Source organism: Mesorhizobium sp. B2-1-3, assembly GCF_006442495.1.
GTDB lineage: Bacteria > Pseudomonadota > Alphaproteobacteria > Rhizobiales > Rhizobiaceae > Mesorhizobium.
In genome coordinates this window covers 1-24,291 of sequence record NZ_VFWL01000033.1, presented here as the reverse complement: position 1 = coordinate 24,291, position 24,291 = coordinate 1, and the positions used below count along the sequence as shown (strand labels likewise).

Sequence of the window (24,291 nt, the reverse complement as noted above, 5' to 3'; positions counted from 1 at the left end):
GAGGTCCGTGTGCTCGTTGACTGGGTCGGCAGCCTGCCGTTCGATGAAGACCTGATCGAGATCATGACAAGCGCCGGCGTGCGGTTCCAGCGCTATAGACCTATTCATTGGTATACGTTGGATCGTGTAAACAACCGGACCCATCGCAAGCTGCTCATCGTTGACGGGCTGGTCGCGTTCACCGGCGGCGTCGGTATTGCCGACAACTGGCTCGGAAACGCCCGCAATCCAGATGAGTGGCGCGACACGCACTATCAAGTCAAAGGACCCGCAGTGTCTGCCTTCCAGGCGGCATTCGCGGAAAACTGGTTGGAGACGGCCGGCGAGACATTGCAAGGTGAGAAGTTCTACCCACCCTCCGAACCTGCGGGGTCGCTTAGCGCTCAGCTGATCCTGTCATCGCAGCCAAATGGCTCGGAGAACATGGAACTGATGATCCCTGGCGGCGATCGCTGCCGCCAGGGATCATCTTCGCATCGGAATGGCCTATTTCGTGCCTGACGATATTGCCCTGCAGCAGATCTTGGACGCCAGGAAACGAGGGGTAGCAGTCGACGTGATCGTGCCCAACTGGCTCACAGACGTGCCCCTGGTCCGAAAGGGCTCGCGGTACTTCTGGGGCGACTTGCTCAAAGCTGGGGTCCGGATCTTCGAGTTCCAGCCAACGATGTATCATCCCAAACTCCTGATCGTCGACGACGTCTGGACGAGCTTTGGCTCTGCCAACCTGGACGAGCGCTCTTTGCGGCTGAACGACGAAGCCACGCTGAATGTCTACGGCCGGGATTTTGCCAAAACGCAGATCGACCTGTTCAGCCAGGATCTTGCGCGATCAAGGCAGATCAGTTTGGGCGAATGGGAAGCGCGCCCCCTGACCGAAAAAGTATCGGACTGGCTGGCCAGCAGACTACACTCGCAACTCTAGAGCCTCTTGGTGGGCGAGTCCCCGCAAACGGCATCTGCGCCCGTCAAATGGCTAATATGGTGCGCCACGCGCAAGAATGGGAGCAACCCCGCAATAACACCGAGCGGATTGCTCAACACGCGCCCTGCAACTTCATCGGTCGATGCATCCCCACCTCGTCGGTCACGCGGCCCCTTTGCGATCATGACAGTGAGACCCGAAAGTGCTCTCAACGATGGTGTATTAAGGTCCGCGCATGGGCGGCTGGAAGCCTGAGCGATCAGAGGCACCGGCATGTCTTAATGAGGACGAATACGCCCACTTGCGTAAGGCAGCGCCAAAAGCCCCAAGGCGATCCAGAAGCCGGGCTCAGCCATTGCGGCGAGATCTGACAGAAGTCGCTTCATGTTGCCCCACCCCTGCCCTGACGAATCCGCGGCCGATCATAAACTCGAGACAAGAGTCCGCTCTTGTGGGAGGAGAAGCGGGCTCTTAGCTGCGACCTAAGACCCAGCGGCCGGCGCAAGAGCCGCCCGCGGACCCGATCGTCAGAAAAAAAGTCCGCCCGCGCCATTTGGGCGTCACCGTTTCGCGGCATCGCTGTCGGCCGCGGCGCGAGACAGGAACATCTGCGTCGTCTCGGCGAGGTGGCTCTTGAGCCAATCCGCCATCGCTTCCTCTTCGCGCAGATTCTGCTCACAGACACGCGCCACCTCGGCCTCCCCTTCGGCGTGGGCCGCGGCGATGAGCATCATGTAGGAGGCAATCTCCATATGCTCGAAAGTATAGCTGGCGAGCGACCCCTTCATCACCTCGTCGCCGGCGAACACGCCGCTGATCGACTGGGCCATGGCGGTGAGCTTGCCACCTGCGTCTTTCATCGCGGAAGATCCCTCTCCGATCCGGTCAAGGCAGGTTCTCAGCCGTGAGGCCTGCTGTCGCGTCTCGTCGAGATGCTGACGGATGCGGTCGCCGAGCTCCGGATAGCTCTCGAGGCGTGACAGTTGCCCGGAGAGCATCGTCTCCGCCTGCTCCTCCATAGCGTGAGCGTCCCTCAGCCATTGTATCAACCAATCGCGCGATTGTGTCATGAAGGTCTCCCTTGGGTTGCCTGCCCAAACCGCGAGTGGAGAGGATGGTTCCGCCCGGGCTATGGCAGGCTCGGCCAGAGGCTGTCGACGCGCGGATTGACCGCCGACGCGACGGTCACTTCTTGCTCTGGCCCGAGGCATCGGCCAATGCCGGGTTCACCAGCTTGCTGCGGACGTCCCGCGCCATTCGCAGGTGCTCCAGTACGGCCGGCAGGATATCGGAGGCGAAATGCTGGACATCCGGATCCCGGCCGGAGCCGATCTCCCATTCAAGGAGTTGCACAGTCTTCTGATGGTCGACGATCTGGCCGCTGATGTAAGCCAGATCGAATTCGACCAATGCCAGCTTCTGCCGGCAATGGCAGCGGCGAAGGGAGGCCGCTGATAAAGGTGCAGTGTGGGATACCGAATGGATCCGACGAGACACATGTCGTGCCAGGTATAGCGGCTGCGACGCAGGGAGCCATGTCGGAGGGGGCAAGTGTGCGAAGGGATCGTCTTTGTCTGCGGCTACTTTGTACCCGCCAGCCCTGCTGACAGCAAACGAGCGTTCATCGACACGGTTTCGCCTATCGGTGAGATACTGGCGACACCTCCTCTACTCCTCTGCCTCCATAATCTTGTCGAGAACAGCTTCAGGTGCCACGTCGCGCTTCAGTTCCTTCAATTCATCGTCCGCTTCCGTGGCAACATTCATGCGCTTGGCAATCTCCTCGACCATCTTGATGAGCTTGGTCGTCTCGTGTTCGTTGAGCAGGCTGACCTGAAGATCGAGGTCTGCTCTCGCATCGTCCTCAGCGGCCATCCGGTTCTGGTTGATGAGCACGAAGGTGGACAAAAAGATCGCCTCCACGGATGCAATCATCGCCAGGATAACCAAGGATGGGTCCCAAGGCTGAACAAAGCCGACGGGCTTGATATTGAGGACGATCCAGCCCCCAAAGAAAACAAGATGGATATAGACGAACATCATGCTGCCTGCGAACTGGCTAATTGCTCCCGCGGCGCGTTGCTCCGCAGTGGCAGCGTTCGCATCGCGCTTCCGTCGTTGAACGATTGCTTCGATGTTGCGGGCCAAGGCAGGAGCGAGGCCGTCCGCGGGTGGTGTGGTTGGGGTGGCGGATCCCATGTCATTGCCTGAGGTGTTTGGGCGCATAGCTCTCTCCGTGTCTCCACCTGACCCACTTAACTGGTCGGTTGGCGTTTCGATCCATGCAGCCTCAGGAGCGCTGACGGACCTTCATCACGAATGGCTCACCCAATGAGACATACCTATCAGAGGTGTTCGGTAAGCGAGACGGTCAACGCCGCAAATGGGCCTGGCGACTTGCCGGTCGAAGGCCGCGATAGGATACGCGGATGAGGAGTCGCTAGCGAAACGGGAGGTTCTGATGGTAGTGGAGGCTGATGCAGTTGTGCAATCCGAAACGACATGGAGCGCTTCAGGACACTCTCCGACCAGACAAGGATCGCCTGCCGAGAGCGTCGCCAGATCGATGGATTTCAGCCCGGGGAGCGCTTTAAAGCGGGCGAAGTTCGAACCGTATAACTGCCTCTGCTATTGGTCGCTCCTCGTCGCGTATGATGAAAGCGAGTTCGCACTCATTGCCGTCATGGGGGAGTGTCTCTCTCGCTATTTCGGTCAAAGCCTTTACAGCTTCATCTGTAGCGGTCTCCGTATCGGGAAGTTCGCTCCCCTCGTTGTCTTCAGTAACGTTTCCATTTTCAGTAAGATCAAAAAAGAAGCGTGCCATGTTCGTGTATCCGTTCGGGGCCTTTCTGTCCGAACCTTGGCGATTTCAGAAGGTTCCAAGCTGGATTTTGTTGTGAGGCAGGATTTTTTTATCGCGTACGATCGCAATCGAGTTTCTGGTCCAAATCGTGCGTTGGCCTGACGTTCAGTCCGCGGTGGCATGAGCGCCTCATTTCCTTGGAGCATGTGTCGTTGGATCAGGCCCACTCAACCCAGGCACAGTCGCCGGCGGCAATCCAAGTCAGGCGGGCGGAACATAACGATCTGGCTGACGTTTGTGCCGAGGATCGGCCCGACAGGAGGACTGCATGGCAGCCCCACGAGCAGTTTGGAAAGGGATTTTAAAAGTCGGGTCCGTGTCGTGCGGAGTGAAGCTTGTGGGTGCAACCAGCGAGGCATCGAAAATCCACTTCAAGATTTTGAATCGGAAAGATGGATTGCCTGTCAAGGCTGCCTATGTTGACGAAGAGACGGGCGATGTCGTCGATAGCGAAAACCAAGTCAAAGGCTACGAGGCAGACGCGGGCGATTTCATCAAGGTCGAACCGGACGAGATCAAAAAGCTAAAGATGACGTCTGAGCACACGCTTGAGGTCGACGAGTTTGTCGCCATCAAGGATATCGACACGCGCTACCTGGAAAAGCCTTATTACCTGATCCCTGCCGACGGTGCTTCCACCGAGGCCTTCTCCGTGCTGCGCGAAGCGATGGCCAAGGGTGTGGCGGCGCGGTCCTGCGTGGTGCTGTACCAACGCGGGCGCGAAGTCGTGATACAGCCCTATGGCAAGGGAATGCTGCTTACCGAGTTGCGGACCCATGACGAGATGATCTCGGAAGAGACTATATTCAAAGACCCGAAAAGCTTTCTTCGAATTATGACAAAACGACTCTGTGCCTGGATCAGAAAAGATCGATTGGCCGCCCGGGCTCGGGGCTACCGCCCGAGTCATTCGCGCGGTGCAGGAGCATAGTAAGCAGCTTCTTCAGGTGAGAGCGATCCGGCTGCCGCGATGCTGTCCACCATCTCGAGCACAAGGTGCGGCGCAGCATGATGAACCATGTGACCGGCACCCGCGACGATGCGCATCATCGAGCCCGGTAGGACCGCGTGCAAATGTTGGGAATGATAGTTGGTGTCGAGCAGGCTGTCCGCGTCCCCGGCCATGATACCTATCGGCGCGTTTGTCCTCCCTGCGGTCTTGGGAGCCAACGCGGCAACGGGGATCAGCAGACCAGATTCCGCGGCAGTCGTTCGCAAGTGCGACGGTGCGCTGACCAGATCTCGCAAAGCATTTGAAAACTCTGGCGGGACAGGTTGCGGCCCAAACAGGCGGCGCATCAAAACGGGCCAGATCAGCCTGACGACAGGCGGCAGGATGGTGTGGCAAATGATGGTTCCCACGATTGGCAGTGCCGGCAGGGCGGCAAGCATGGCATCGAACCTTGCGGAGGGGAAATGATAGCCGGAGAGGAGAACCGCGCCACCAATCTCGTCCGGATACCGGGCCGCCCACTGGAGGGCGATCGATGCCCCCCAAGAACGATGGGATTGTCTGCCCCGATCCTCTGCGTGGCGCTCTGGAGCAGATCTGCCTGGGCCGCGGCGGTCCATAGGCGACCGCGCGGCCGAGTACTTCCGCCAAACCCGGGGCGGTCGAATACAATAACGCGATAACGCTTGGCTGCTTTGTCGACTAGACCGCTGGTTTGGAAGTCCTCAGCGGCGGAACCGTTCCCATGCAGGAGAACCAGGTCCCTGCCGCTTCCAGCCTCGACATATCGAAGGCGGACACCGTCGACCTCTATGGTCCTTCCTTTCGCGCGGACGGAAAGCGCTTGCTTGGTCGCTGCTCGATTGTTCAACGCTAGCAAGGCCACCGCCGCAACCAGGCCGCCGACCCAGACGCGTGATGATCGTTTCAGTGAGAATTGAAACCGGAAAGACAAGCTGCCGTGCTCCTTGCGTAGGTTGCGGCGACTGGCGAATCGCCGCTGGGACGTCGCACCCAAAAGGCTCACCGTTTTCGCCATCCGAACTGAGACGCCACAAGGTTGTTCCGGCGCCTGATCGCCTGACCTTCGAACGAGGCTACGGGCTTAGCTCGGCCTAGGGCTCCTCGAGATTGAGCCCGCGGAAGGTCGAATGACAGCCGGGGGAGGCGTTAGTCTTGCCAGCCGTTTCCACAGACTGGATAGCCAAAAGAGCACCGGTGACGAGTAACCCTTGGGCTCCAAACATGGCGACGTGCTCGCGTTCAACTCGCACGATCAACCCACGCAGGGGGTCTTTAAATCTAAGGGAGCTAAAAAAGTTTTGGCTGATGGAACATCGCGCGGTTCAGCGTGTTTGCTTTCGACGAAAATGGAGAAATCAGGCCGTGAACAGCGTCATTTATCTCATAGGTCTCGTTGTCGTCGTGCTGGCAATTCTCTCCTTCCTCGGTTTTCACTAGGAGCCATTATGCAACGCGAAGGCGATCCAGGACGTCCAGCATCCGATTTCGATACGGCAAAGAGCGAGCTCTCCGACCGGCTCCAGGAAGAAACCCAAAATGCCACCCGGTTGATTCACGACGCCAGTGACGAAGTCGTCAGCAAAGCTGGCGAGTACGCGTCGGAAGCGCAGGAGGCTTTGTCAGGGAAGGCGCAGGAAACGCAGCGCGACATGAGCGCGAGCTTAGCCGCTTTTGGGGGCGCGTTGCGGGCAGCAAGTGAGCATCTGGCCAACAGCGATCAAGCCACCGTTTCGAAGTTCGTGCTTACTGCCGCTGGCGGGCTGGAGCGCCTCTCGTCCTCTTTGCGGGACAAACCAGTCGAACAAGTCTTAGGCGAGGTCAGGTCCTTCGGGCGCGAAAACTCTGGAGTGCTTATCGCCGGGTCGGTTTTCGCCGGTTTGGCTCTGGGACGCTTCATCAAAAGCTCGCAACCCGCTGATTCGAGCGAAGCGGACGGTCGGCTGAAAAGCAGTGGCGCCCCAAAGACTGTAACGCGCCCGAAGACCACAGGCAGCTCTCCACGGGACGACCTCACGTCATAACGAATGCAGCCACTTTCTTGGCCGAGCACGGAGCATGACCGATGAACAACGATCAGGACGGCCGCAGTCTCGCGAGCCTTGTGAGCGACCTTACACAGCAAGTGACGACCCTGCTACAGACCGAAACAAGGCTTCTGCGGGCCGAAATATCCGAAAACGTCAGCAAAGCCGGGCACGGCGTGGTCGAAGTCGTAGGCGGTGCCGTGTGCTTGCTGGCATCGCTGGTGGTACTGCTCCAAGCGCTCGTGATCGCTTTGGCTAAGGCGGGTCTGGGGGCCGGGTGGGCCTCGCTGCTCGTCGGTGTCGTCGTGGCGATCCTGGGGGTGATTCTCCTTCGCACGGGAATGGCCGGCATTGCGCCTTCCGGATTGGCTCCTGACCGCACACAAGAACAACTCAACAGCGATGCGCGTGTGATCAAAGGACAAATGAGATGAGCGAGAAATCGGCAGCCGAACTCGAACGCGAAGCCGAGATTGCCCGCGCAGCGGTCGTCGATACCGCCGAATCCATCCGCAGCAAAATGACACCCGGTCAGTTGATCGACGAATTCACCGGGTTGTTTTCTGGCGGCGCAGGGACCGCCGCCCTCAGCAGATTCCAGACCCAAGTCAGCGACAACCCTTTGGCCCTGATGCTGGTTGGGACCGGCCTGGCTTGGCTGATGCTTGGCAGCGGTGCTTCGGCGGGTGGCTCTCCTGCAACCCAGGCTGTCAACAATCAGGCCGACACGGATGGGGGGACGTTCGGGGTCAGCGATGTGACGGGGGCTGCGGAAGGGCCGAGTTCCGGACAAGAGATCCCCAATGGTGGACCATCGGCGGTCGCAGAGATGCTCTCGGATGCCGGCGCGACCGCTGGCTCGATTGCGAGCAATGCAAGCGAAGCGGCCGCAACTGCGGCTGGCGAGACCAAGGATAAGGTTGTAAACACCGTGGGGCAGCTTGGCTCCAGTGCGAGTGATATGGCTGTGCAGGCGAGTCGAACCGCGCAGGAACTATTTGAGCGCGAACCACTGGCACTTGCCGTCCTCGGCCTGGCGGCGGGTACGGCTATAGGCGTGCTTCTGCCTCGCACAACCATGGAAGACGAGCAACTCGGCGGCTACCGCGACAAACTACTTGGCAGCGCCAACAGTGCTTTAGAGGACGGCGTGGAGCAAGCGAAAGAGATCGCTGCCGAAGCTTACGAGACAGTCAAGAGCGAGGCGGACCGGCAGGGCTCGAGCGGCACCGCCGACACGTTAGCCGGTAAGGTCGGTGAGGTCGTCAAGGCCACCGCAAAAACTACCGAAAAGGCGGTTCGAGATCGACTTCCCGAATCGGATCAGTCCTCCACGGCCAAGCCCTAAGCCATCTGCAGGGTGCCAGGGCAGCGGTCAAATTGAACTTAGAGACACCCGTCGTGAACAAAACCGCGCGCCGACGGTTTGATTGCATGGAAACTGAGACACTGGTCGGCTATCTCGCGGCACTATGTTCGATGGTGAGCTTTACGCCGCAAGCCTGGAAGATCATAAAGACGCGAGACACGGGCAGTATCTCCGCGCCTATGTATGCGATTACGGCAGCAGGGTTCGCCCTCTGGCTCATCTTCGGGTCCATGAAAGGCGAGTGGCCGATCATCATCACAAACGCCGCCTGTCTCGTTCTCTCGGCATTCATTCTTCTGATGACGCTCCTTCCTCGCGCGAAGAAGGACGCGGTCGCGGACGTGCTGGATCCCGCTGCCTCAAGGACTGAGCGATGATCTTCGTTTGGTTGCGTTCTGAGGTTTACGAGGCGCTCAGCGGTGGCAGCCAGGAATGACGCGCTCATGTCGGGAGTTCTCTTGTGGTTTCAGACGATGAAATCCGTCCTGGCGAATCATACGACTGCCTGGTCATCGGCGGCGGACCGGCCGGCCTGACCGCCGCGACCTACCTGGGGCGTTTTCGGCGCCGGATCGTCCTTGTGGATGCCGGCCAAAGCCGCGCAAAGTGGATACCGGTAACCCACAACTGTCCCGGGTTTCCTGACGGTATTGCCGGTGTTGAGCTGCTTGATCGTCTGCGGCAGCAGGCACTGCTGAGCGGAGTCGATCTCGTGGACGATACGATCCACGACATTAAGCGGGGTGGGACCGATTTCATCGCCACGGCATCGGTTCCCATTCGGGCTCGCGCGGTGCTCATGGCCACCGGTATTGTCGATACGCTTCCAGACACGCCCGACGCCGCCGATATGATCAAGGCCGGCACGTTGCGGCTGTGTCCGATCTGTGACGCCTACGAGGTCATCGACGGACGGGTTGCGGTGATGGGCCCGGCAGATCACGCAATGAAGATGGCGTTGTTTATGCGAAGCTACACAAGTGACGTCACCATGTTGGTCGAGACGACAACTCGATTCGACCCCGCCGCCGACGCCTTGCTCAAAAAGGCTGGAATCAAGGTGCACGCGTGCCTCCCGGGCTCGATCCGCTCTGCCGGCCATCAGGCGACCATCAGGCTCGTTGCCGGAAACACGCTGTCTTTCGATACCATCTATCCCGCATTGGGCTGCACGATGCGATCGAAGCTGGCCACCAACCTCGGCGCGGAATGTGACGAAATCGGCAATCTTGTCGTGGATTCGCGCCAGCGAACCGCAATTGCGGGCCTCTACGCCGCAGGCGATGTGGTTGACGAAATCAACCAGGTCGCGGTCGCCTTCGGACACGCGGCGATCGCCGCAACCGATATGCACAGCTATCTTGCGCAAAACGAGTGAACAGGTCCGCCCTCGTTCAGTCGTTCAGTCGTTCAGTCGTTCAGTCGTTCAGTCGTTCAGTCGTACAGGATGGCGCGTGGCGCAGCCCTCGCGGGGATATTCGTCGCTTCCCCGGCATCCTGGTGCCCCCCATTGGCGCCGTAAGAGCCTCAATGCGGCATTGGCGAGACAACACCTATTGTGTGCGCATTCAGGCACTGCCGTCGATGCCGCTTATTCGCAACCGACGGGGTGCCGGCGTCTGCTGGGGAAAAACGGCGGAACAAACAAGGAGCCGCCTCGTTTGAACGGGGTGCCGCCCGGCGCGCTTTCAAGCAGGAGATGAGGATGGCAACCAAGAAAGCTTCGCAGACAAAGGGACTTGAGGATCTCTTCCACGACGGCTTGAAGGATATCTACTACGCCGAGCGCAAAATCCTTCCGCCTTGAAGAAGATGGCGAAGGGAGCTGAATCCGAAAAGGTGATTGCTGCCTTTGAGAAGCATCGAGGTGAGACGGAAGGCCAGATCGAGCGCCTGCAGCAGGTGTTCGAGATCTTCGGCAAGCGGGCACAGGGAAAGACCTGCCCGGCAATCGACGGCATCATAGAAGAAGGGCAGGAGATCCTGGAGGACTTTCAACAGGCTCCAGCCCTGGATGCCGGGCTCGTGGCCGCCGCGCAAGCCGTCGAGCATTATGAGATCGATCGCCCGATATGGAACGCTGATCACCTGGGCCGGTTTGCTTGGGCTGAAAAAGGCCGTTCCGCTGCTTGAACAGTCGCTCAAGGAGGAGAAGGCGACCGATGAAGCACTGACGCAACTCGGGGAGGCCGGTGTGAACGAGAGAGCGATGCAAAAGGCGGCCTAGATATCCGCACTGGATCACGCCGAGGAGGTCCGTCATGGATGTCCGGCAACCCATGCCGCTTGACCAAGCATCGGCCGCGCCTATGTCCGCGGAACCGGCGTCGAGCAAAAGACAGCTCCTGTTCGAACGTCGCACCAAAGCTGTTGAGATCGATGAGATCGACCCAGGCGACGGCCGGGTGATCAACCATGATGGCGAGCAACTCGCTATCAGCGAGGCGGCAGACGGTTCGAGTGCCGGCTGCATCGACGGTTGGAACCCGGTCGACCGGATATGGTACTGGTCCTGCCACAGATGGGGATTCGACGAACAAGGCGTGCTGCCGGCAAACAGGCCGCCGGCGGCTCGAGCGACGCCGCAGGCCGGGCTCACGGGATGAAGATCCTCGTCACCGGCGCTACAGGTTTGATAGGCGCCTCACTATGCGCGCGCCTGGAGGCGGAGGGACACGAAGTACGGCGCGTGCTCCGCCGCTCCCGACCTGCCGGCTCTTCGAAAAGTTCGGACGTCATTTTGGACATGACGGAGGCGGTCCGACCGGAGGACTGGAGTTCGCCTCTTTCAGGCGTCGATGCCGTCGTCAACTGCGCCGGCGTTCTGCAGGACAACGCGCGGGAAAAGGTTCAGGAGGTCCATGCCATCGCCGCTTCCGCTCTCTTCAGGACCTGCGAACGGGCCGGCATCAAGACGGTCATCCATTTCTCGGCGATCGGTGTCGACCGCGATCAGCTGTCCGCCTTCTCCGCCAGCAAGCTGGCCGGCGACAAGGTATTGATGGCGCTCGATGTCGGCTGGGTGATCCTGCGTCCCTCGGTGGCGCGGCGCGGCGTCTTTGGCGCAAGCGCATTGTTGCGTGGGCTAGCCGCGCTGCCATTGTTGCCGGCCATGCCCAATACCGGTCGCCTGCAAGTCGTTCAGCTCGATGACATTGTCTCCACCGTTCTTTTCTTCCTCCTGCCCACGAGTCCTTCTCGCTTGACGCTGGAGCTTGCGGGGCCGGAGGCGCTCACCATGACAGAGCTCGTCAGTCGTTACCGCCAGTGGTTTGGATGGAAGAAGGCAGCCATATTCACCTTGCCCGGCTGGGTGGCGAGAGGCCTCTATCGTCTGGGCGATCTGGCTGGATGGCTCGGCTGGCGACCGCCGATCCGCAGCAATGCGCAAAAAAGAAATCACGCGAGGCGCTGTCGGTGATCCGCAGCCCTGGATTGTGACGACAGGCATTCACCCGGCAAGCCTCGCATCAGCACTTGCGGCCGATCCGGCAACGGTCCAGGAGCGATGGTTTGCCGGGCTCTATCTCATCAAGCCCGCGATCTTCGTTGTGCTGCCATTCTTCTGGATCATGACCGGCATCATCTCGCTCACGACAGGCTGGCGTAATGGCGTCGAACTGCTGATCGGCACTGCGGTGGCGCCCCACGCCGAGGCCGCGGTCGTGGCCGGTGCAATCGCCGACGCGGCTGTCGGCGCTCTGATCGCGTTCCGGCCGACAAGCCGCCCGGGTCTTTGGGGTGCGATCGCGATCTCGCTGTCCTACGCCATCGCCGGCACCATCCTGCGCCCGGATCTCTGGAACGAGCCACTCGGCCCGCTGATGAAAATCCTGCCGATCCTCGCCTTGCACTTCGTTGCGCTGGCGATCTTGGACGAGCGCTGATGCTTTATTTCGTGGTCAAATATCTGCACGTCATCGGCGCAGCCGTGCTGCTTGGGACAGGGGCGGGGATTGCCTTCTTCATGCTTCTCGCTCACCGGACCGGCAATGCCGCAACAATCGCGGCAGTTGCCCACATCGTGGTTGTCGCTGATTTCCTCTTTACCGCGACTGCCGTCGTCGCGCAGCCGATCACCGGCGTGGCCCTCGCCTGGCAGGCTGGCTATTCATTGAGGGAAGGATGGATCGTGCTGTCGATTGTGCTCTATGTCGTGACCGGCCTGTTCTGGCTGCCGGTCGTTTGGATGCAGATGGAGATGCGCAATCTGGCGACGCGCGCCGCCACATCTGGCGACCCGCCGCCGGAGCGGTACAACAAGCTGTTTCGGTTGTGGTTTGTCTTCGGTTTTCCTGCCTTCGCCGCCGTGCTCGCCATCTTCTGGCTCATGATCACGCGTCCCCTCATCGTTTTGTTCGATTGACGGTGACAAGAGCTTCGCTGGCCACTGATGGGCAGCAGGTCCTTTGGCCAGGTGGTGAGTTCGGGAACCAACACGGCTTCTCACCCTGAACAGAAGGCGCGACGCCATAGGTGCTTTCCGACGATTGGAGGGAGAAAGCGTTGCCATCAGCCTAAGCTGGAGAATGACACTAGCCGCGAGCGCCGTTACCGTCTGACCCCCTGGCGCGACTGGAGCCCCGGGTAGAACCGATCTGTTCGCTCTGTGCTCCGCTGTCCACGCGGGGGGAGCCAAGCATGGGTTCCTCACCCATCGGCTCGCCCGCGACCGTCGTGAACTCTCCGTTGCCGTCAATGGATTTGCCGCTCGACCAACGGCCCTCGGGCGGCGGCACGCCGTCGACGAAACAGTTGACGAAAGCATAGCTGACGTCGCGAAGTTCCTGTTCCTGGGGGAAGGAATTGGGAACCGGCAGTGAAGCCGCGAGCCCGCCCATGTCCTCGATGGCTGCTAACCATTGCTGCTGGTGCATCGTGTCGCGGGCGATCAGGAACGACAGCATCTCCTTCATGCCGGGATCGTCGGTCATATTGTAGAGGCGTGTGGCAAGCACTCTGCCACTGCTTTCCGCCGTGACATTGGCGATCATGTCGGCGGCGAGATTGCCGCTGGCGTAGACGTGTGAAGCATTGAAGGGCACGCCGTTTGAATTTTCCGGCAATGCCGCGAGTCCGGTGGAAAGGATGTGGCGGAAGTTCATGCCGTTCAACACGGAGCCGCCGATCGTATCGGCTGAAATGTCTTCTTGCAAAGACAGCGGCGCCCCTTCCAGATTCAACGCCACGGCCGTCGCGAGCATCTCGATGTGGGCGAGTTCCTCAGTGGCGGTGTTCAGCAGCAGGTCCCGATACTTGCTTGGGCCGCGCGCGCCCCAGGCCTGGAAGAAGTACTGCAGCGCAACTCGTATCTCGCCTTCGACGCCACCGATCGCCTGCTGCAAAGCACGAGCAAAGATCGGGCTGGGCGTTTCCACGCGCACAGGGAATTGCAATTTCTTGTCGGTGTAAAACATCTCATATTATCTCCGTTGATCTCGCCCAACCGACCGCAGAACCAGATGTTCCTTCTGTTCGACAGTATTTATCCTGACCATGTCGAGTTGGACGCGCGTGCGCGAAACGTGTGCAATCCGCTTCGGCAGGGCGCGGTTGTTTGGCGCAAGACCAAGATGAAGCGACCCGCGGGGTGATCGCCTTCACCCCGCCCTCAAGGCGGCCCTGGTGCCCGGTTCGTCCCCCCTCATGGACCCCTCATGGCGTCAAGCAGCTTGGAAAGAAACGCTGCTAACGCTTGTTCAGGCTGAGCCGCCTCTTCGCTCAACATTTCGATGCCCCATCGACCCAGCACCGCCTCCTGGACGACGCTCGGGCTAGGCATGAATACGAACGATCTGGGGCGGTCGGTCTCATAGCCGGACAGCCTCCAGGTCTGCCACAGGCGGTGCAAAAGCAGGCGAATGTTCATATCCGACATGCTGTAGCCGATGAAAAGGATCGTCCGCCCCAATGCATCCGCGCGGAATTTCACATCCAGCGGTGAATCGAAGGACAGCCGGTCGAAATAGTCGGTCTCGGCCAGAATGAGGGAGGAGTCGTCGTCGAAGTCGCCGTGGTATTTGACGATCTGGGTGACCCCGTTGCTGGCTTTGGCGATGTCTTTTGCGTTTGCCACCTTCACGTAGTCGCGGCTATGGACTTCGAAGGCGACCTCGAGGTTGCGATCGTAGTTGGTCGTGTAGATGATCGGGAAGTCCAGTGCCACGATCAGGCGGTGGATCTCCGAACGTCTCACTTTCTCATGCGAGACACTCCAGTTCCGATCCATCCAGCTTCGCAGCGGTCCGATGGTGCCCCGCTTCAACCGGTAGAACTCCGCCAGGGTCTGGTAGCTGACGTCCGACGGCGCGATGATGCCGTCATCGATGCCCAGGTCCTCGACCAGATGATCGATGAGCTTACGCCAGGAGGGCAGGCCGACACTCATTGACACGCCAGCCCCAACGAACAGGATCGCGCGCCGCTCCCTGACGGAACGCGCGAGTTCCTCGATGGGGAAAGCATGGACAAACCTCCGACCGATAATCATCCCAACTACCGGGACGGTCGCCGGTTCCATTCTCGTGCAGGCGGTGACCCGCCGTGGGGTTTGCGACGCGCCGGGGAACAATCATCCGCATGGGGTTCGTAACGGGCGCAGCCGGAACAAAGCATTGTGCTCGCGGTTTAGCTCCGGCGCCGATCGCCAGCGGAGAAATGCATCAATGACAATCAAGGAGCCGGCACACTCGGGTAGGCTAGCCTGGCCGCACACAGCCAAGCGCGGCATGGACGAGCAGGACAGAAGCCAAGCAGAGGCTCGCGCCAGTCGGCATCCTGAAGCCGATCCTGTCGACGAATCGCGTAGCACCGTGAACTGTAACGAGCTACGGGCAAATCGCCAGACCCGCGAGAGAGCATGATGGCCAGGCCGGCCCCCACCGAACGATCCGGCCCGGTCCAGGATGTGGTAGACGATGGTCAACACCGAGCGGTCGGCCGAACCTTCGAAAGCTTCTTCATGGCCGGCTTTGAATGTTCCTCCCACAGGCGGAGCGACGGTGTCCGGCTCGATCTTGTTCGCGCTACCTCGCACAACATCCATGCCTTGGCGGACTACCGGAGCTGTGCCGAGCTCGGGCTTCGAACGATCCGAGACGGGTTGCGCTGGCACCTGATCGAAACGGCGCCGGGCATCTATGACTGGTCGAGTTGGGCGGCCATGATCGAAGCGGCTCGTGCCGTTGGCGTGCAGGTGATCTGGGATGTTTTTCATTACGGGTCGCCCGATCACATCGATCAGGGATCGCAGGAATTCATCGACGCCTACGCCGCTTTTGCCGCGGAGGCCGTGCGGTTCCATCGCTCCTTCACGGGCACCTCTCCGCTGCTTTGTCCAATCAACGAAATCTCGTTCTTTGCCTGGGCCGTCGAAGTCGGCTACTTCCCGCGTGTCGGCCCAAAGAAGCGCGGATGGTTCAAACGGCATCTCGTTAAGGCAGCGGTCGCGGGCATCCGTGCAATGCGACAGGCCGACCCCGACTGTCGATTCGTCTGGGCTGAGCCGCTGATCCATATCGCGCCTCGCGACGGCAGCCGAGCGGAACGGCAACGCGCGCAGAACGCCCGGCGAGGTCAGTTCGAGGCGTATGAGATGCTGATGGGACAGGTCGAGCCTGAACTGGGCGGCAGCCAAGATCTTGTCGACGTGATTGGCCTGAACTTTTATCCTCACAACCAATGGTATCTAAACGGTCCGACCATTCCCATGGGCCACCATGAATATCAGGCGCTGTCCGAGATGTTGCTCGAGGTCGCTCACAGGTTCCGCAAGCCGATGTTCATTGCTGAAACCGGGTCCGAAGGATCCGCCGGGCCAGCATGGCTGCATTATGTCTGCGATGAGGTCCGCGCCGCGATGAAGCTGGGCGTCCCCATCCAAGGCATTTGCATTTATCCCGTGACAGCCTATCCGGGTTGGGACAATTCCCGCCACGCCGAAGTCGGCTTGTTTTCTACCGTGCACGCGGATGGTTCGCGCAGCATCCGGCAGCCAGTTGCGGACGAGCTGGCGCGCCAGCGCCTTCTGTTCGCGTAAGCCCGGCCATCACGCGTGCAGCATGGGCCTGTCGGGTAGAACGGCATCGCGTTCGGCTTCGTCCGGCAAATGGTTACGGCGCGAGCACAGCAAATGTCGGCGCCTCCAACGAAGCCGAGGCCGGCAGGGTCTTCTGTATCCTCGCGAATGTGGCCAAGGCCTGACCCACCACTTGATCCATGTTGTAATAACGGTAGGTCGCTAGCCGTCCAACGAACCAGACGTTTGGGCAGGCGTCCGCCATTGCCTCGTAGCGTTTGTACAGCTCCTCGTTTTCGGCTCTCGGAACAGGATAATAGGGATCGCCTATATCGGTCGGGTATTCGTAGGTGAGGCTGGTTTTCGGATGCCGTTGGCCTGTCAGATGCTTATACTCCGTGACGCGGGTGTAGTTTTCCGTCTGCGGATAGTTCACCACCGCCACTGGCTGGAATTGTTCGCAATCCACTGTCACATGGTCGAACCGCAAGGAACGGTAAGGCAGACGGCCGAGCCTCCAATCAAAATATTCATCAATCGGCCCAGTATAGATCAGCTGCCGAAAGCCGATCTTGTCGCGTATCTCGCCATAGTCGGTCTGCAGCATCACCTTGATTTCAGGCCTGTCCAGCATCCGCTCGAACATCCGCGTATAGCCGCCGGCGGGCATGTTCTGGAACGTATCGCCAAAATAGCGGTCGTCGCGGGTGGTGCGGGTCGGCACCCGTGCCGTTACGGATTTACTCAGTTGGGACGGATCCACGCCCCATTGTTTGCGAGTATAGCCGCGAAAGAATTTTTCGTAGAGTTCCCTGCCCACGGTGCTGACCACCACGTCTTCGGCGGTTCGGACCTCCTCCACCGTTTCTCGTCGCGAAGCGAAAAATTCTTCCAGTTGTTCGGAGGTGAGATCAAGTCCGTAGAGACGATTGATCGTGTCGAGATTGATCGGGATGGGCAGCAGTTTGCCGTCTACCGAAGAGAGGACGCGATGTTCGTAGGGCCGCCACGCCGTGAACTGCGACAGATAGTCGACGATGGATTGCGCGTTGGTGTGGAAGATGTGGGGACCATAGCGATGGATCAGGAGTCCCGCTTCGTCGTAGCAGTCATAGGCGTTGCCGCCGACATGATTTCTGCGGTCTATGAGCAGGACACTTTCGCGGCGTTGCGATGCAATGCGCTCGGCAAGCACGCTGCCGGCAAAGCCGGCTCCGACGATCAGCCAGTCGAACATCGTCAGGCTCTCCTGCGCAGCGGAACGACAGTTTTCATCGCCTGGACACCGTGGATGTGTGAGGTCATGGCATCCCAAGTGCGTTCCCACGACTTGTCGGCGAGATAGGCATCAACTGCCCTCACCTGCAGGTCTCTGGGGCGGGCAAGCATGCAGCGAAGCTTGGTCGCAATGTCGTCGGCGTCGACGATCTCGACGAGACCAGCCGCACCGTAGGTGCGAACGACATCAACGATCGCGGTGGAGATCACGGGCAGTCCGGCCGCAAGAAACTCGGGTGTCTTGGTTGGGCTGATGTATCGCGTTGCCTCGTTGAGCGCGAACGGCATCCAACCGACTGCCCAATGACGAAGATAGCTCGGCAGGTCGGCATAGTTCTTGGGCCCGAGCCAATGCAAATTGTCTGCCCGTGGCAGGGTCGCCGGATCGATCTTGACCACCGGCCCAAGCATGACGAACTGGATGTCGGGCATCGCGGCAGCCGTCTGGCCAACAAGGGCGATGTCGAGCCGTTCGTCGATCACGCCGAAATAGCCAACCCTTGGATGGGGAATGGCTGCCTGGTCGGATGGTTCCTCGCCCCCCTCTCTCGCCATGTTGAAATGAGCAGCGTCGATGCTGCTTGGAAACGCAAAGATCGAACGATGCTGACTGCGCTTTGCCTCATAGAGGCTTTGCCCGCCCGTGAAGACCAGATCGGCACGGCGGAACAGCGCTCTTTCCAGCTGTGCCAGTTCCGCGGGCGCGTCGCGGAAGGCGGACAACTCATCCATGCAATCGTAGACACACACATTGCAGCGCAGATGACTGCTGAAGCGCAGCGCCATTGGCGTGTAATACCACGCAATCAGCCGGTCATGAGGAACGGGTGCGACGAGTTCATTGACGAAGCTTCGCTGGATGGCGTCCACCTTTGTCGCGGATGTTCCAAGCGGGACGACCGGCGTGACAACCCTGATTGCCGGAGCTACGTCGTTCACGCGCATGAAGGGACCGCGGACATCTTCGAAGGCTGGTTCTTCGAAGTAAATTACCTGTTGCTGCCGGGCGGCGAGGGTCAGGAGGTGCTGTGGCCTTTGAAATACAAAATTCCATCGGAGATGTGAAAAGCAGATAACTACTGCATTGTACGCAATAGACGTGATTTTTTTTGTTTTTGCCGGCGCGATTTCCATATATTTTCCCTTTTAATACGAGTCAAGTCTCGAAGAATTAACCTAGGTTAATTTTCGACACTCCTGCCTGATGCTTTCAGTTCCATCTAACTTTCGATTTAGTAAGTTGTTCCCGCGGTATTAATTGATTTGCGTGGCCGATCATCGGCCTCAACGATCAGAGGTAGGGCCGCTCGACTGCTTCGCGGGCGGTCCGAATGCGGCACGAGATCCGCTGGAATTGGGACCACGGCGCCCTAACGTGGCGCTTTGTCACTCCTCGAGCTGTTGAAGGCCTGTGGGAAAATCGACACGTGTTAGCCGACGCTGCTAGAATAAGAGCGCCTCGAATCAGTTTGTTTGGACCTGGGTGTCGGAAGCTGAGAGAGGCTGTCGAGGTTTATGGACATGCAGATCAATTTTGAAACGCACGTCTTTCCGTTGTTTCACCCGCAGCAGGTGGACGACCTGAAAGATCCTTGTCCCGTATTCGACGGAACGCTCTGGCACATGTTCGGATCGAGCGGCACCGTCACGAGCGAGGAATGGAAGATACTGCACGCCACAGCGCCGGATCCGCGTGGCCCCTGGACCGAGCATGAACCGATCGCCTTGCCGATCACCGGCTCGGGTGTGGCGGCGCCCGGTGTCATCCACGAAGGCGGGGTTTTCCACATGTTCATCCAGACCGAATTCATGAAGTCGGGTGGGCGGTGCGAGCATGCGGTGTCTAATGATGGTTTCCACTGGGTTGTTTTGACGTCGGCGATATTATCCCTGCCGGACACCGATGAAGATGGCATCTACGATCCCCATCCGGCGGTCATCGGCGGCAAGCGCTACATCGTCTACTCGGGAATGCCGAAATTCAGCAGGGTCCCGCAACCCGACGTCTATCTCGCACGCAGCCAGTCCGACTCCTGGTTCGGACCATGGAAGCGCGCTGGCAAGATCCTGGACCACCTGGACGTTCCGCATCACAACGCACGCGAGCATCCCGACTATGAATGGGGCATCGAAGGCGCTCAACTGGTCGAGTTGCCGGATGGACGCGTGCTGCTCAATGCAACCTGCTTCCTGCCCGAGGGGCCGCGCGGCAGCCGCCAGCGTGTATTCTTCGCAATTGCCGATCGCGTCGAAGGACCTTACGTGTCCGTCGGCCCAGTGCTGGATCCGGGCGAGCCGGGAGAGAACGGGCACTCGACTGTGATGATAGAGGGCCGGCAACTGACGCTGTTCTATCAGAGCCGGCGCGAGGCAACGAATCACAGGTGGCGCTATGGGCTGGCCACGTGCGACCTGGATCAGCAGATTTTTTCAAACGTCGCTTAACCCAGCGCGCCCGGAAAGGCGCCATCACCGCGACGGACAACCGTCCCTACGCAGTGCTCGTTTCGATCGAGAGTCGCCCTCGGGGCCGACGGCCGATGCATTGCGCGCGATAGGACGGCTCAACTTATTCGCTGAATCCAAGTGAGCCCGAGGGCGGGATTCGGCACCTGACGCTGTCGGATCGGACGTGGAAGATCTGGCGGCGGTCGCAGCAATAGTGAGCATCCATCCCGAGAGTCCGGCTACTGTCGTGATGGACCGGACGAGGCGACGGGCGCCACTGGAAGCGCGCGCTTGTGTGCGGTGCCGGCGTGCGCTTGAAATATGCGCGTGCGCGCTGCTTCGTCGATCTCCCGACCTTCAAGGAAATCGTCGATTTGATCGTAAGTTACGCCATAGGCATCTTCGTCCGGGCGAAGCGGAATTAGGTTCTCCAGGTCGGCAGTCGGAATCTTGGCAACTAATTGAGGCGGAGCGCCCAGATGCGCCGCCAAGGCGCGAACCCTACGCTTGTTCAACCCGGAAAGAGGAAGGATGTCGGCAGCACCGTCGCCGAACTTGGTGAAGAAACCCATCAGTGCTTCGGCCGCATGATCGGTACCGATGACCAGCCCTCGGGTGGCGCCGGCAAGCGCAAACTGGGCAATCATCCGCTCACGAGCCTTGATGTTGCCAAGCAAAAAGTCCTCTCCGCCGGCATCGCCGAGGTCGGTGCCCGCAAGCTTGATCGAATCCAGCATCGCGTCGGCGGCGGGCTTGATGTCGACCCGGCGCACTTCGTCTGCTTGTATTGTATCCAGTGCCCGCTGCGCGTCGCTCTCGTCGGCCTGTAAGCCGTATGGAAGCCGAACGGCCAGGAATCTGGCCTCATATCCTGCCGTTCGCAGTTCCTCCACGGCCCGTTGCGCAAGAAGAGCGGCAGCAAGCGAATCTACGCCACCGCTTACGCCCAGAACGTAGGTGTTGAGATTCGAGGCACGCAGATAGGTGCCGAGAAAATCGATGCGTCGGCGCGTTTCAAGCGCGACGTCAAAACTGGACGAGACTCCCAATGCTCCTATAATCAGTTGTTGGTCGGTCATGCGAAGTTGCTCCTGACATCATAGCGTTCTGTCCAGTCGCATACCACAAGGTCGGTGGCGGTCACCGTCTCGGTCTGCCAGCTGAAGCGGTTCTCAAAAAGCGATGATGACGCGCCGGTAGCGCAAAAACGGTGATGTACATTGGCGGGCTCGACGTTGGGTCCCCTTAGGAGAAAAAGGAACAGCGACGAAGAGCCTCACAGGTTCCCGACCTCGGCCGGAATCCTGCTCGGGCTCAGGCTGGTTCTTCGAGGGAATCGTTCTGCATCAGTTGCTCCAGTGGCATCATATGGCGACCAGCCGGCTATCCCGCCGCAATCTTGAGAACCTTCGGTTCAACACGTCCCTCGATGGCTGGTTCCACGCCGGCACATACGTGTTCGTCGCATTAGGTCTCATTGTGCTATGGCGTGCGGCGCGCCAACCTCATCTCGGGTGGTCAGGAAAGTTGCTACTTGCAACGATGCTCATGGGCTTTGGCATATTCAACCTGGTCGAGGGAGTGGACGATCACCAGCTTCTCGGCACACACCATGTCAACGAAACCGTCCCGCGGTCCCAGTGGGTCTATTGGGACCGCGGGTTGTTTGATTTGGGGTGCGCTGATGCTGCTCGGCGGGTGGGCCTTGTCAAACGGCAAGCGGAAATCCTGGCTGTGGCAGCTATGAAGCGTTGGACTCTAGCGCTTATTTCAGGATGCCTTGGAACCGGATTGTAGCAGCGATGTTGTAGGCCTCTCGAGAACGCGGGGAACTGAAGGCGAACGGGCTCGGTATGAACGGCTCTCGGGCGAGCACGTGAAGGAGTGTGAGACGGGGGACAGGGCGGCCGCCATTGAGGAGGTGCAATCCCGCTCTCATGTCCGGCTTTCCTGGTTCAGGTCCTGGCCTTCCACAATCAACCCGCAAGGGGTTCGCTACGCAAGCGTGCGACCTCTGCGGCTGCGCCTTCAAGGTGACCGCGGCCATGCCCTGAACACGTCGGGCGCCTGTCGAGCGGGGATGGACCCCGCCCAAAGACGGGAGCCAAACGATGTCGCACAATTTCACCCTTGCTCAGCACCATGCCTTCAATCTCGCGCAGACCTTGATGGTCCCGGTCACGCTCTTCCAAGTCGATGGCGAGTTCGGCGTCATGGTGTCGAGCGAATATGACGGTGACAAGGGCACGGTGGTCCACGAATACGATCCTTACGAGTACCGCCCGGCTCACTAAGAGGGGATCGTTGCCTGCCACTTGCGCCCGACAGGGCGCAAGTGAGGCTTCGCCGCGTACACGCCCCGGCAATGACGACGAGGTCAACGGCCTCTATAGCACCACGCTGATGCGCACCGGTGCCGATTCCGAAATCGAGCTTGCCATGACGGTCACGCCGCTCGGAGCGATTTCGCGCCTCAAGCACGCGCTCGACGATTTCGAAGGAGAGCGCGAGCGCTATCGCCAGCGCCTCGCCGACGCCCGCCGCCGGCTTGCGTCGTACCAGTCCCGGGATGATAGTGCCGAGTTCGCCTTCGCGGGTGAATTGGCCGACAAGCGGCGGCAGCTTGCTGAGGTGGAGGCGGCACTGGCGACGGATATTGAAGGTGCCGGGGCGACCGACGCAATTGCCGCCTGATCGAATGTGCTGGCCGGTCACGCCTCGCGGCGTGGCCGGCCTTTCTTCTTGTTAACCATAACCGGCTGTCCTCGATCGCCGCTATCGCGACAGGCGGTTTTCATCGTCGATCAGGGTGAGACGGCAGGGCGCCACATCGCTCCATGTCCAGAGGACGAGATTAAGGCCGTCCTCCGTCGCTCCGGGGGCGAAGCTTCTGACGAGCAATCCATGATAGCCAGCCGCGACAAGTCTTCGTGCGAAGGCTTGCGTCTTCGCCTCTCCGGTTGCTTTCATCTGATCGCGCCAAGTCGTACCGGCGAGCCCCGCCGCATCCATCCCCTCCGCACGCAGGCGCTCATGGTCGCGGCTGTCAAAAACCGCCTCGATATCCGCATCATAAGACACGAGTGTCGTCGGCTGCAAACTGCCGGCCCGATTGGCTTCGCGCAACGCCGTCATGACCGACAAGGACATATAGAGCGCTTGCGTTCCTTTCCGGTTGAAACGGCCACCGTAAAGCTCCGCGCCACGGCCAGACATCCGCTCGCGTGCATAGATCGGATTCAGCGCCCGATAGAGTTCCCCCTTGAAATGCATCGACCGGATCAGGCGTGAACGCCGGCGTCGACCGCGTCGATATAGTCGAGCACGTCATCGGCGCGCCCATCACGGACCAGTTGCATCGCGGTCAGGCCGGAAAAGCCGGGCAGGGGCTCGGAGCGATACCAGGCATAGGCCATCAGCGCCGAGCCGAAGCGGGGCTCGACCTTGTTGACGATCTCCGACATCTCGCGCAGCCGTCGCTGCGTCTTGTCCGAGCCAATGCGGTCCTTGCGCTGGATGGCATCCTTTCCGAGACCGGCGGTTCGGGCGATCTCCTCGCTGGTAGTACGCAAGGCGTCTGCGATTTTGCGCGGTGAAAAAAGTCCGCCGTCAGCATATTGGGCAAGTCCCATGACGCTTACCTCCATTCCTGTATGTCAATAATTATGACGCAATATAGCGTCAGAATAGCGGGGTTCAATCCAAATTTGGGAAGAAGGCTGAGAAGGAAGGGGAGGGGAAAACCTGCTCGCAGATCGAGCGGACCGCTGACGCTTGCGCTCAACCGCGCCGCTCGCGATCCCGGCCACGTCGTCCTTCGCAGGGCTGTTAGCCCCGCTTGTCCTGCCGGGCAGGGATGCTCGGCCGCAGTTGCACCGGCCCGCTCGCTCCGCGGGCCGGGGGGTGTCTTCGAGAAGAAGACGAGAAAGGACGCAGCGACGGGCTGTGTCCGGCAACCCCGTAAGGAGCATTTCCATGGAACTGAAATTTGTCGATCCGCGCGCGCTGAAGGGCAACCCCCGACAAGGCGCGACGTTCCAAGTCCAGCCCGCAAAAACCAGCGCGCTGAAAGCGGCACGGGAGGCTTGGGAACGCGAAGGTTTTCGCGTCGTTGGTGGGGCGCTCGCCGGCAAGGCGGCCGAAGGCCTGGAAAAGGAAGCGGCAATCGCGGCGCGCACATTGGCGTCATGGGAGCTTCGGTGGGGGAGGGGTACTGACCTCCTCGACGGCAAGACCGTTTTCGTGATGGACGAGGCCGGAATGGTTGCGTCGAGGCAGATGGCGTTGCACAGGATCTGGGCCAGTTGTTGCGGATCTGCGGCGACAAAGGCGCTGTCCTCGACCGCGGCCGGCCTGGCGAAGCGGGCATTGTGAGCTGGTAGGTAGGTCTG

Annotated in this window: 23 protein-coding genes and 7 pseudogenes; 18 read left to right on the top strand and 12 right to left on the bottom strand. The window is 60.1% G+C overall.

Annotated features, from left to right (window positions below; all coding sequences use genetic code 11):
• Nucleotides 1–501 (top strand): annotated as a pseudogene (locus FJ973_RS31550) (hypothetical protein); the annotation flags it as partial.
• Nucleotides 482–925, top strand: a complete 444-nt coding sequence (locus FJ973_RS31545) for a phospholipase D-like domain-containing protein (protein WP_246675756.1) — start codon at nt 482–484, stop codon at nt 923–925. The pseudogene FJ973_RS31550 and the gene FJ973_RS31545, both read left to right, overlap by 20 nt.
• Nucleotides 926–1,485: 560 nt before the next feature.
• Here FJ973_RS31545 and FJ973_RS30500 read toward each other — a convergent pair.
• The 4 genes from FJ973_RS30500 to FJ973_RS30485 form a co-directional block, all read right to left on the bottom strand.
• On the bottom strand, nt 1,486–1,995 hold the full coding sequence (locus FJ973_RS30500; RefSeq protein ID WP_140525817.1) for a DUF892 family protein: 510 nt from the start codon (nt 1,993–1,995) through the stop codon (nt 1,486–1,488).
• A gap of 115 nt (nt 1,996–2,110) precedes the next feature.
• Nucleotides 2,111–2,335, bottom strand: a complete 225-nt coding sequence (locus tag FJ973_RS31540; protein ID WP_246673114.1) for a DUF4142 domain-containing protein — start codon at nt 2,333–2,335, stop codon at nt 2,111–2,113.
• 258 nt (nt 2,336–2,593) lie between these two features.
• Nucleotides 2,594–3,151, bottom strand: a complete 558-nt coding sequence (locus FJ973_RS30490) for a DUF1003 domain-containing protein (protein WP_140499474.1) — start codon at nt 3,149–3,151, stop codon at nt 2,594–2,596.
• Nucleotides 3,152–3,515: 364 nt separating this feature from the next.
• Nucleotides 3,516–3,749, bottom strand: a complete 234-nt coding sequence (locus FJ973_RS30485) for a hypothetical protein (protein ID WP_140499472.1) — start codon at nt 3,747–3,749, stop codon at nt 3,516–3,518.
• Between the two features lie 307 nt (nt 3,750–4,056).
• On the opposite strand from FJ973_RS30485, the gene FJ973_RS30480 reads away from it, so the two are divergent.
• Nucleotides 4,057–4,719, top strand: a complete 663-nt coding sequence (locus FJ973_RS30480) for a Ku protein (RefSeq protein WP_140525819.1) — start codon at nt 4,057–4,059, stop codon at nt 4,717–4,719.
• Here the strand turns inward: FJ973_RS30480 and FJ973_RS31535 are convergent.
• Nucleotides 4,695–5,779 (bottom strand): annotated as a pseudogene (locus FJ973_RS31535) (alpha/beta fold hydrolase). The gene FJ973_RS30480 and the pseudogene FJ973_RS31535 sit on opposite strands and share 25 nt — an antisense overlap.
• Before the next feature lie 193 nt (nt 5,780–5,972).
• Here FJ973_RS31535 and FJ973_RS30465 point away from each other — a divergent pair.
• The 9 genes and pseudogenes from FJ973_RS30465 (at nt 5,973) to FJ973_RS30425 (ending at nt 12,523) form a co-directional block, all read left to right on the top strand.
• Complete coding sequence (locus FJ973_RS30465; protein WP_181167750.1) at nt 5,973–6,785, top strand: hypothetical protein; 813 nt, start codon at nt 5,973–5,975, stop codon at nt 6,783–6,785.
• Nucleotides 6,786–6,826: 41 nt separating this feature from the next.
• The gene (locus FJ973_RS30460) at nt 6,827–7,222 is read left to right on the top strand and encodes a phage holin family protein (RefSeq protein WP_140525824.1); all 396 of its coding nucleotides are present in this window, start codon (nt 6,827–6,829) and stop codon (nt 7,220–7,222) included.
• The gene (locus FJ973_RS30455; RefSeq protein ID WP_140525825.1) at nt 7,219–8,136 is read left to right on the top strand and encodes a hypothetical protein; all 918 of its coding nucleotides are present in this window, start codon (nt 7,219–7,221) and stop codon (nt 8,134–8,136) included. The genes FJ973_RS30460 and FJ973_RS30455 overlap by 4 nt, the downstream gene beginning before the upstream one ends.
• A gap of 53 nt (nt 8,137–8,189) precedes the next feature.
• Nucleotides 8,190–8,534: a SemiSWEET transporter gene (locus tag FJ973_RS30450; RefSeq protein ID WP_224656178.1), complete on the top strand. Its 345-nt coding sequence runs from the start codon at nt 8,190–8,192 to the stop codon at nt 8,532–8,534.
• Nucleotides 8,535–8,617: 83 nt separating this feature from the next.
• Entirely contained in the window at nt 8,618–9,535 is a 918-nt protein-coding gene (locus FJ973_RS30445; protein WP_140525826.1) for an NAD(P)/FAD-dependent oxidoreductase, read from the top strand.
• 327 nt (nt 9,536–9,862) lie between these two features.
• Nucleotides 9,863–10,384: pseudogene (locus FJ973_RS30440) on the top strand (ferritin-like domain-containing protein).
• An 82-nt stretch (nt 10,385–10,466) separates the two neighbouring features.
• Nucleotides 10,467–10,763, top strand: a complete 297-nt coding sequence (locus FJ973_RS30435; RefSeq protein ID WP_140525827.1) for a hypothetical protein — start codon at nt 10,467–10,469, stop codon at nt 10,761–10,763.
• Nucleotides 10,760–12,044 (top strand): annotated as a pseudogene (locus FJ973_RS30430) (SDR family oxidoreductase). Before FJ973_RS30435 ends, FJ973_RS30430 begins: the two are co-directional and overlap by 4 nt.
• Entirely contained in the window at nt 12,044–12,523 is a 480-nt protein-coding gene (locus tag FJ973_RS30425) for a DUF2269 family protein (protein ID WP_140501403.1), read from the top strand. The pseudogene FJ973_RS30430 and the gene FJ973_RS30425 overlap by 1 nt, the downstream one beginning before the upstream one ends.
• Before the next feature lie 169 nt (nt 12,524–12,692).
• Here FJ973_RS30425 and FJ973_RS30420 read toward each other — a convergent pair whose 3' ends face one another.
• Nucleotides 12,693–13,574, bottom strand: a complete 882-nt coding sequence (locus tag FJ973_RS30420; protein WP_140525828.1) for a manganese catalase family protein — start codon at nt 13,572–13,574, stop codon at nt 12,693–12,695.
• A gap of 227 nt (nt 13,575–13,801) precedes the next feature.
• Nucleotides 13,802–14,647, bottom strand: coding sequence for an SIR2 family protein (locus FJ973_RS30415; protein ID WP_140525835.1), 846 nt, complete (start codon nt 14,645–14,647; stop codon nt 13,802–13,804).
• 372 nt (nt 14,648–15,019) lie between these two features.
• Here FJ973_RS30415 and FJ973_RS30410 point away from each other — a divergent pair, with 372 nt between their 5' ends.
• Nucleotides 15,020–16,195, top strand: coding sequence for a beta-glucosidase (locus FJ973_RS30410; protein WP_224656177.1), 1,176 nt, complete (start codon nt 15,020–15,022; stop codon nt 16,193–16,195).
• Nucleotides 16,196–16,268: 73 nt separating this feature from the next.
• On the opposite strand, the gene glf is transcribed toward FJ973_RS30410, so the two are convergent.
• Both glf and FJ973_RS30400 read right to left on the bottom strand, forming a co-directional pair.
• On the bottom strand, nt 16,269–17,411 hold the full coding sequence (gene glf, locus FJ973_RS30405) for a UDP-galactopyranose mutase (protein ID WP_140501399.1): 1,143 nt from the start codon (nt 17,409–17,411) through the stop codon (nt 16,269–16,271).
• 2 nt (nt 17,412–17,413) lie between these two features.
• A complete protein-coding gene (locus FJ973_RS30400; protein WP_140525829.1) occupies nt 17,414–18,586 on the bottom strand; it encodes a glycosyltransferase in 1,173 nt (390 codons plus the stop codon).
• A 387-nt stretch (nt 18,587–18,973) separates the two neighbouring features.
• Between FJ973_RS30400 and FJ973_RS30395 the strand changes: the two genes are divergently transcribed.
• Nucleotides 18,974–19,897, top strand: coding sequence for a hypothetical protein (locus FJ973_RS30395; RefSeq protein WP_140501395.1), 924 nt, complete (start codon nt 18,974–18,976; stop codon nt 19,895–19,897).
• Between the two features lie 242 nt (nt 19,898–20,139).
• Here FJ973_RS30395 and nadE read toward each other — a convergent pair whose 3' ends face one another.
• Nucleotides 20,140–20,979 (bottom strand): ammonia-dependent NAD(+) synthetase, encoded by an 840-nt coding sequence (nadE, locus tag FJ973_RS30390; RefSeq protein WP_140525830.1) that lies wholly within the window; start codon nt 20,977–20,979, stop codon nt 20,140–20,142.
• 156 nt (nt 20,980–21,135) lie between these two features.
• Between nadE and FJ973_RS30385 the strand changes: the two are divergent.
• From FJ973_RS30385 to FJ973_RS30375, 3 genes and pseudogenes are all read left to right on the top strand, one after another.
• A pseudogene (locus FJ973_RS30385) lies at nt 21,136–21,647 on the top strand (DUF2243 domain-containing protein).
• A gap of 364 nt (nt 21,648–22,011) precedes the next feature.
• Nucleotides 22,012–22,194, top strand: a complete 183-nt coding sequence (locus tag FJ973_RS30380) for a hypothetical protein (RefSeq protein ID WP_140525831.1) — start codon at nt 22,012–22,014, stop codon at nt 22,192–22,194.
• 94 nt (nt 22,195–22,288) lie between these two features.
• Nucleotides 22,289–22,594, top strand: a pseudogene (locus FJ973_RS30375) (hypothetical protein); the annotation flags it as partial.
• Between the two features lie 81 nt (nt 22,595–22,675).
• On the opposite strand, the gene FJ973_RS30370 reads toward FJ973_RS30375, so the two are convergent.
• Entirely contained in the window at nt 22,676–23,173 is a 498-nt protein-coding gene (locus FJ973_RS30370; RefSeq protein WP_140525832.1) for an RES family NAD+ phosphorylase, read from the bottom strand.
• 8 nt (nt 23,174–23,181) lie between these two features.
• Nucleotides 23,182–23,532, bottom strand: coding sequence for an antitoxin Xre/MbcA/ParS toxin-binding domain-containing protein (locus FJ973_RS30365; RefSeq protein ID WP_140525833.1), 351 nt, complete (start codon nt 23,530–23,532; stop codon nt 23,182–23,184).
• Between the two features lie 421 nt (nt 23,533–23,953).
• On the opposite strand from FJ973_RS30365, the pseudogene FJ973_RS30360 reads away from it, so the two are divergent.
• Nucleotides 23,954–24,184 (top strand): annotated as a pseudogene (locus FJ973_RS30360) (AAA family ATPase); the annotation flags it as partial.
• Between the last annotated feature and the right edge of the window lie 107 nt (nt 24,185–24,291).

Bases quoted from the DNA above. Each gene is read 5' to 3' on its own strand.
- FJ973_RS30485 (WP_140499472.1), bottom strand. From the start codon at position 3,749: ATGGCACGCTTCTTTTTTGATCTTACTGAAAATGGAAACGTTACTGAA.
- FJ973_RS30370 (WP_140525832.1), bottom strand. From the start codon at position 23,173: ATGCATTTCAAGGGGGAACTCTATCGGGCGCTGAATCCGATCTATGCA.
- FJ973_RS30435 (WP_140525827.1), top strand. From the start codon at position 10,467: ATGTCCGCGGAACCGGCGTCGAGCAAAAGACAGCTCCTGTTCGAACGT.
- FJ973_RS30395 (WP_140501395.1), top strand. From the start codon at position 18,974: ATGCAGATCAATTTTGAAACGCACGTCTTTCCGTTGTTTCACCCGCAG.
- FJ973_RS30490 (WP_140499474.1), bottom strand. From the start codon at position 3,151: ATGCGCCCAAACACCTCAGGCAATGACATGGGATCCGCCACCCCAACC.
- glf (WP_140501399.1), bottom strand. From the start codon at position 17,411: ATGTTCGACTGGCTGATCGTCGGAGCCGGCTTTGCCGGCAGCGTGCTT.
- FJ973_RS30400 (WP_140525829.1), bottom strand. From the start codon at position 18,586: ATGGAAATCGCGCCGGCAAAAACAAAAAAAATCACGTCTATTGCGTAC.
- FJ973_RS30380 (WP_140525831.1), top strand. From the start codon at position 22,012: ATGTCGCACAATTTCACCCTTGCTCAGCACCATGCCTTCAATCTCGCG.
- FJ973_RS30455 (WP_140525825.1), top strand. From the start codon at position 7,219: ATGAGCGAGAAATCGGCAGCCGAACTCGAACGCGAAGCCGAGATTGCC.
- FJ973_RS30480 (WP_140525819.1), top strand. From the start codon at position 4,057: ATGGCAGCCCCACGAGCAGTTTGGAAAGGGATTTTAAAAGTCGGGTCC.
- FJ973_RS30460 (WP_140525824.1), top strand. From the start codon at position 6,827: ATGAACAACGATCAGGACGGCCGCAGTCTCGCGAGCCTTGTGAGCGAC.
- FJ973_RS30420 (WP_140525828.1), bottom strand. From the start codon at position 13,574: ATGTTTTACACCGACAAGAAATTGCAATTCCCTGTGCGCGTGGAAACG.
- FJ973_RS30500 (WP_140525817.1), bottom strand. From the start codon at position 1,995: ATGACACAATCGCGCGATTGGTTGATACAATGGCTGAGGGACGCTCAC.
- FJ973_RS31545 (WP_246675756.1), top strand. From the start codon at position 482: ATGGCCTATTTCGTGCCTGACGATATTGCCCTGCAGCAGATCTTGGAC.
- FJ973_RS30415 (WP_140525835.1), bottom strand. From the start codon at position 14,647: ATGATTATCGGTCGGAGGTTTGTCCATGCTTTCCCCATCGAGGAACTC.
- FJ973_RS30425 (WP_140501403.1), top strand. From the start codon at position 12,044: ATGCTTTATTTCGTGGTCAAATATCTGCACGTCATCGGCGCAGCCGTG.
- FJ973_RS30365 (WP_140525833.1), bottom strand. From the start codon at position 23,532: ATGGGACTTGCCCAATATGCTGACGGCGGACTTTTTTCACCGCGCAAA.
- FJ973_RS30410 (WP_224656177.1), top strand. From the start codon at position 15,020: ATGGCCAGGCCGGCCCCCACCGAACGATCCGGCCCGGTCCAGGATGTG.
- nadE (WP_140525830.1), bottom strand. From the start codon at position 20,979: ATGACCGACCAACAACTGATTATAGGAGCATTGGGAGTCTCGTCCAGT.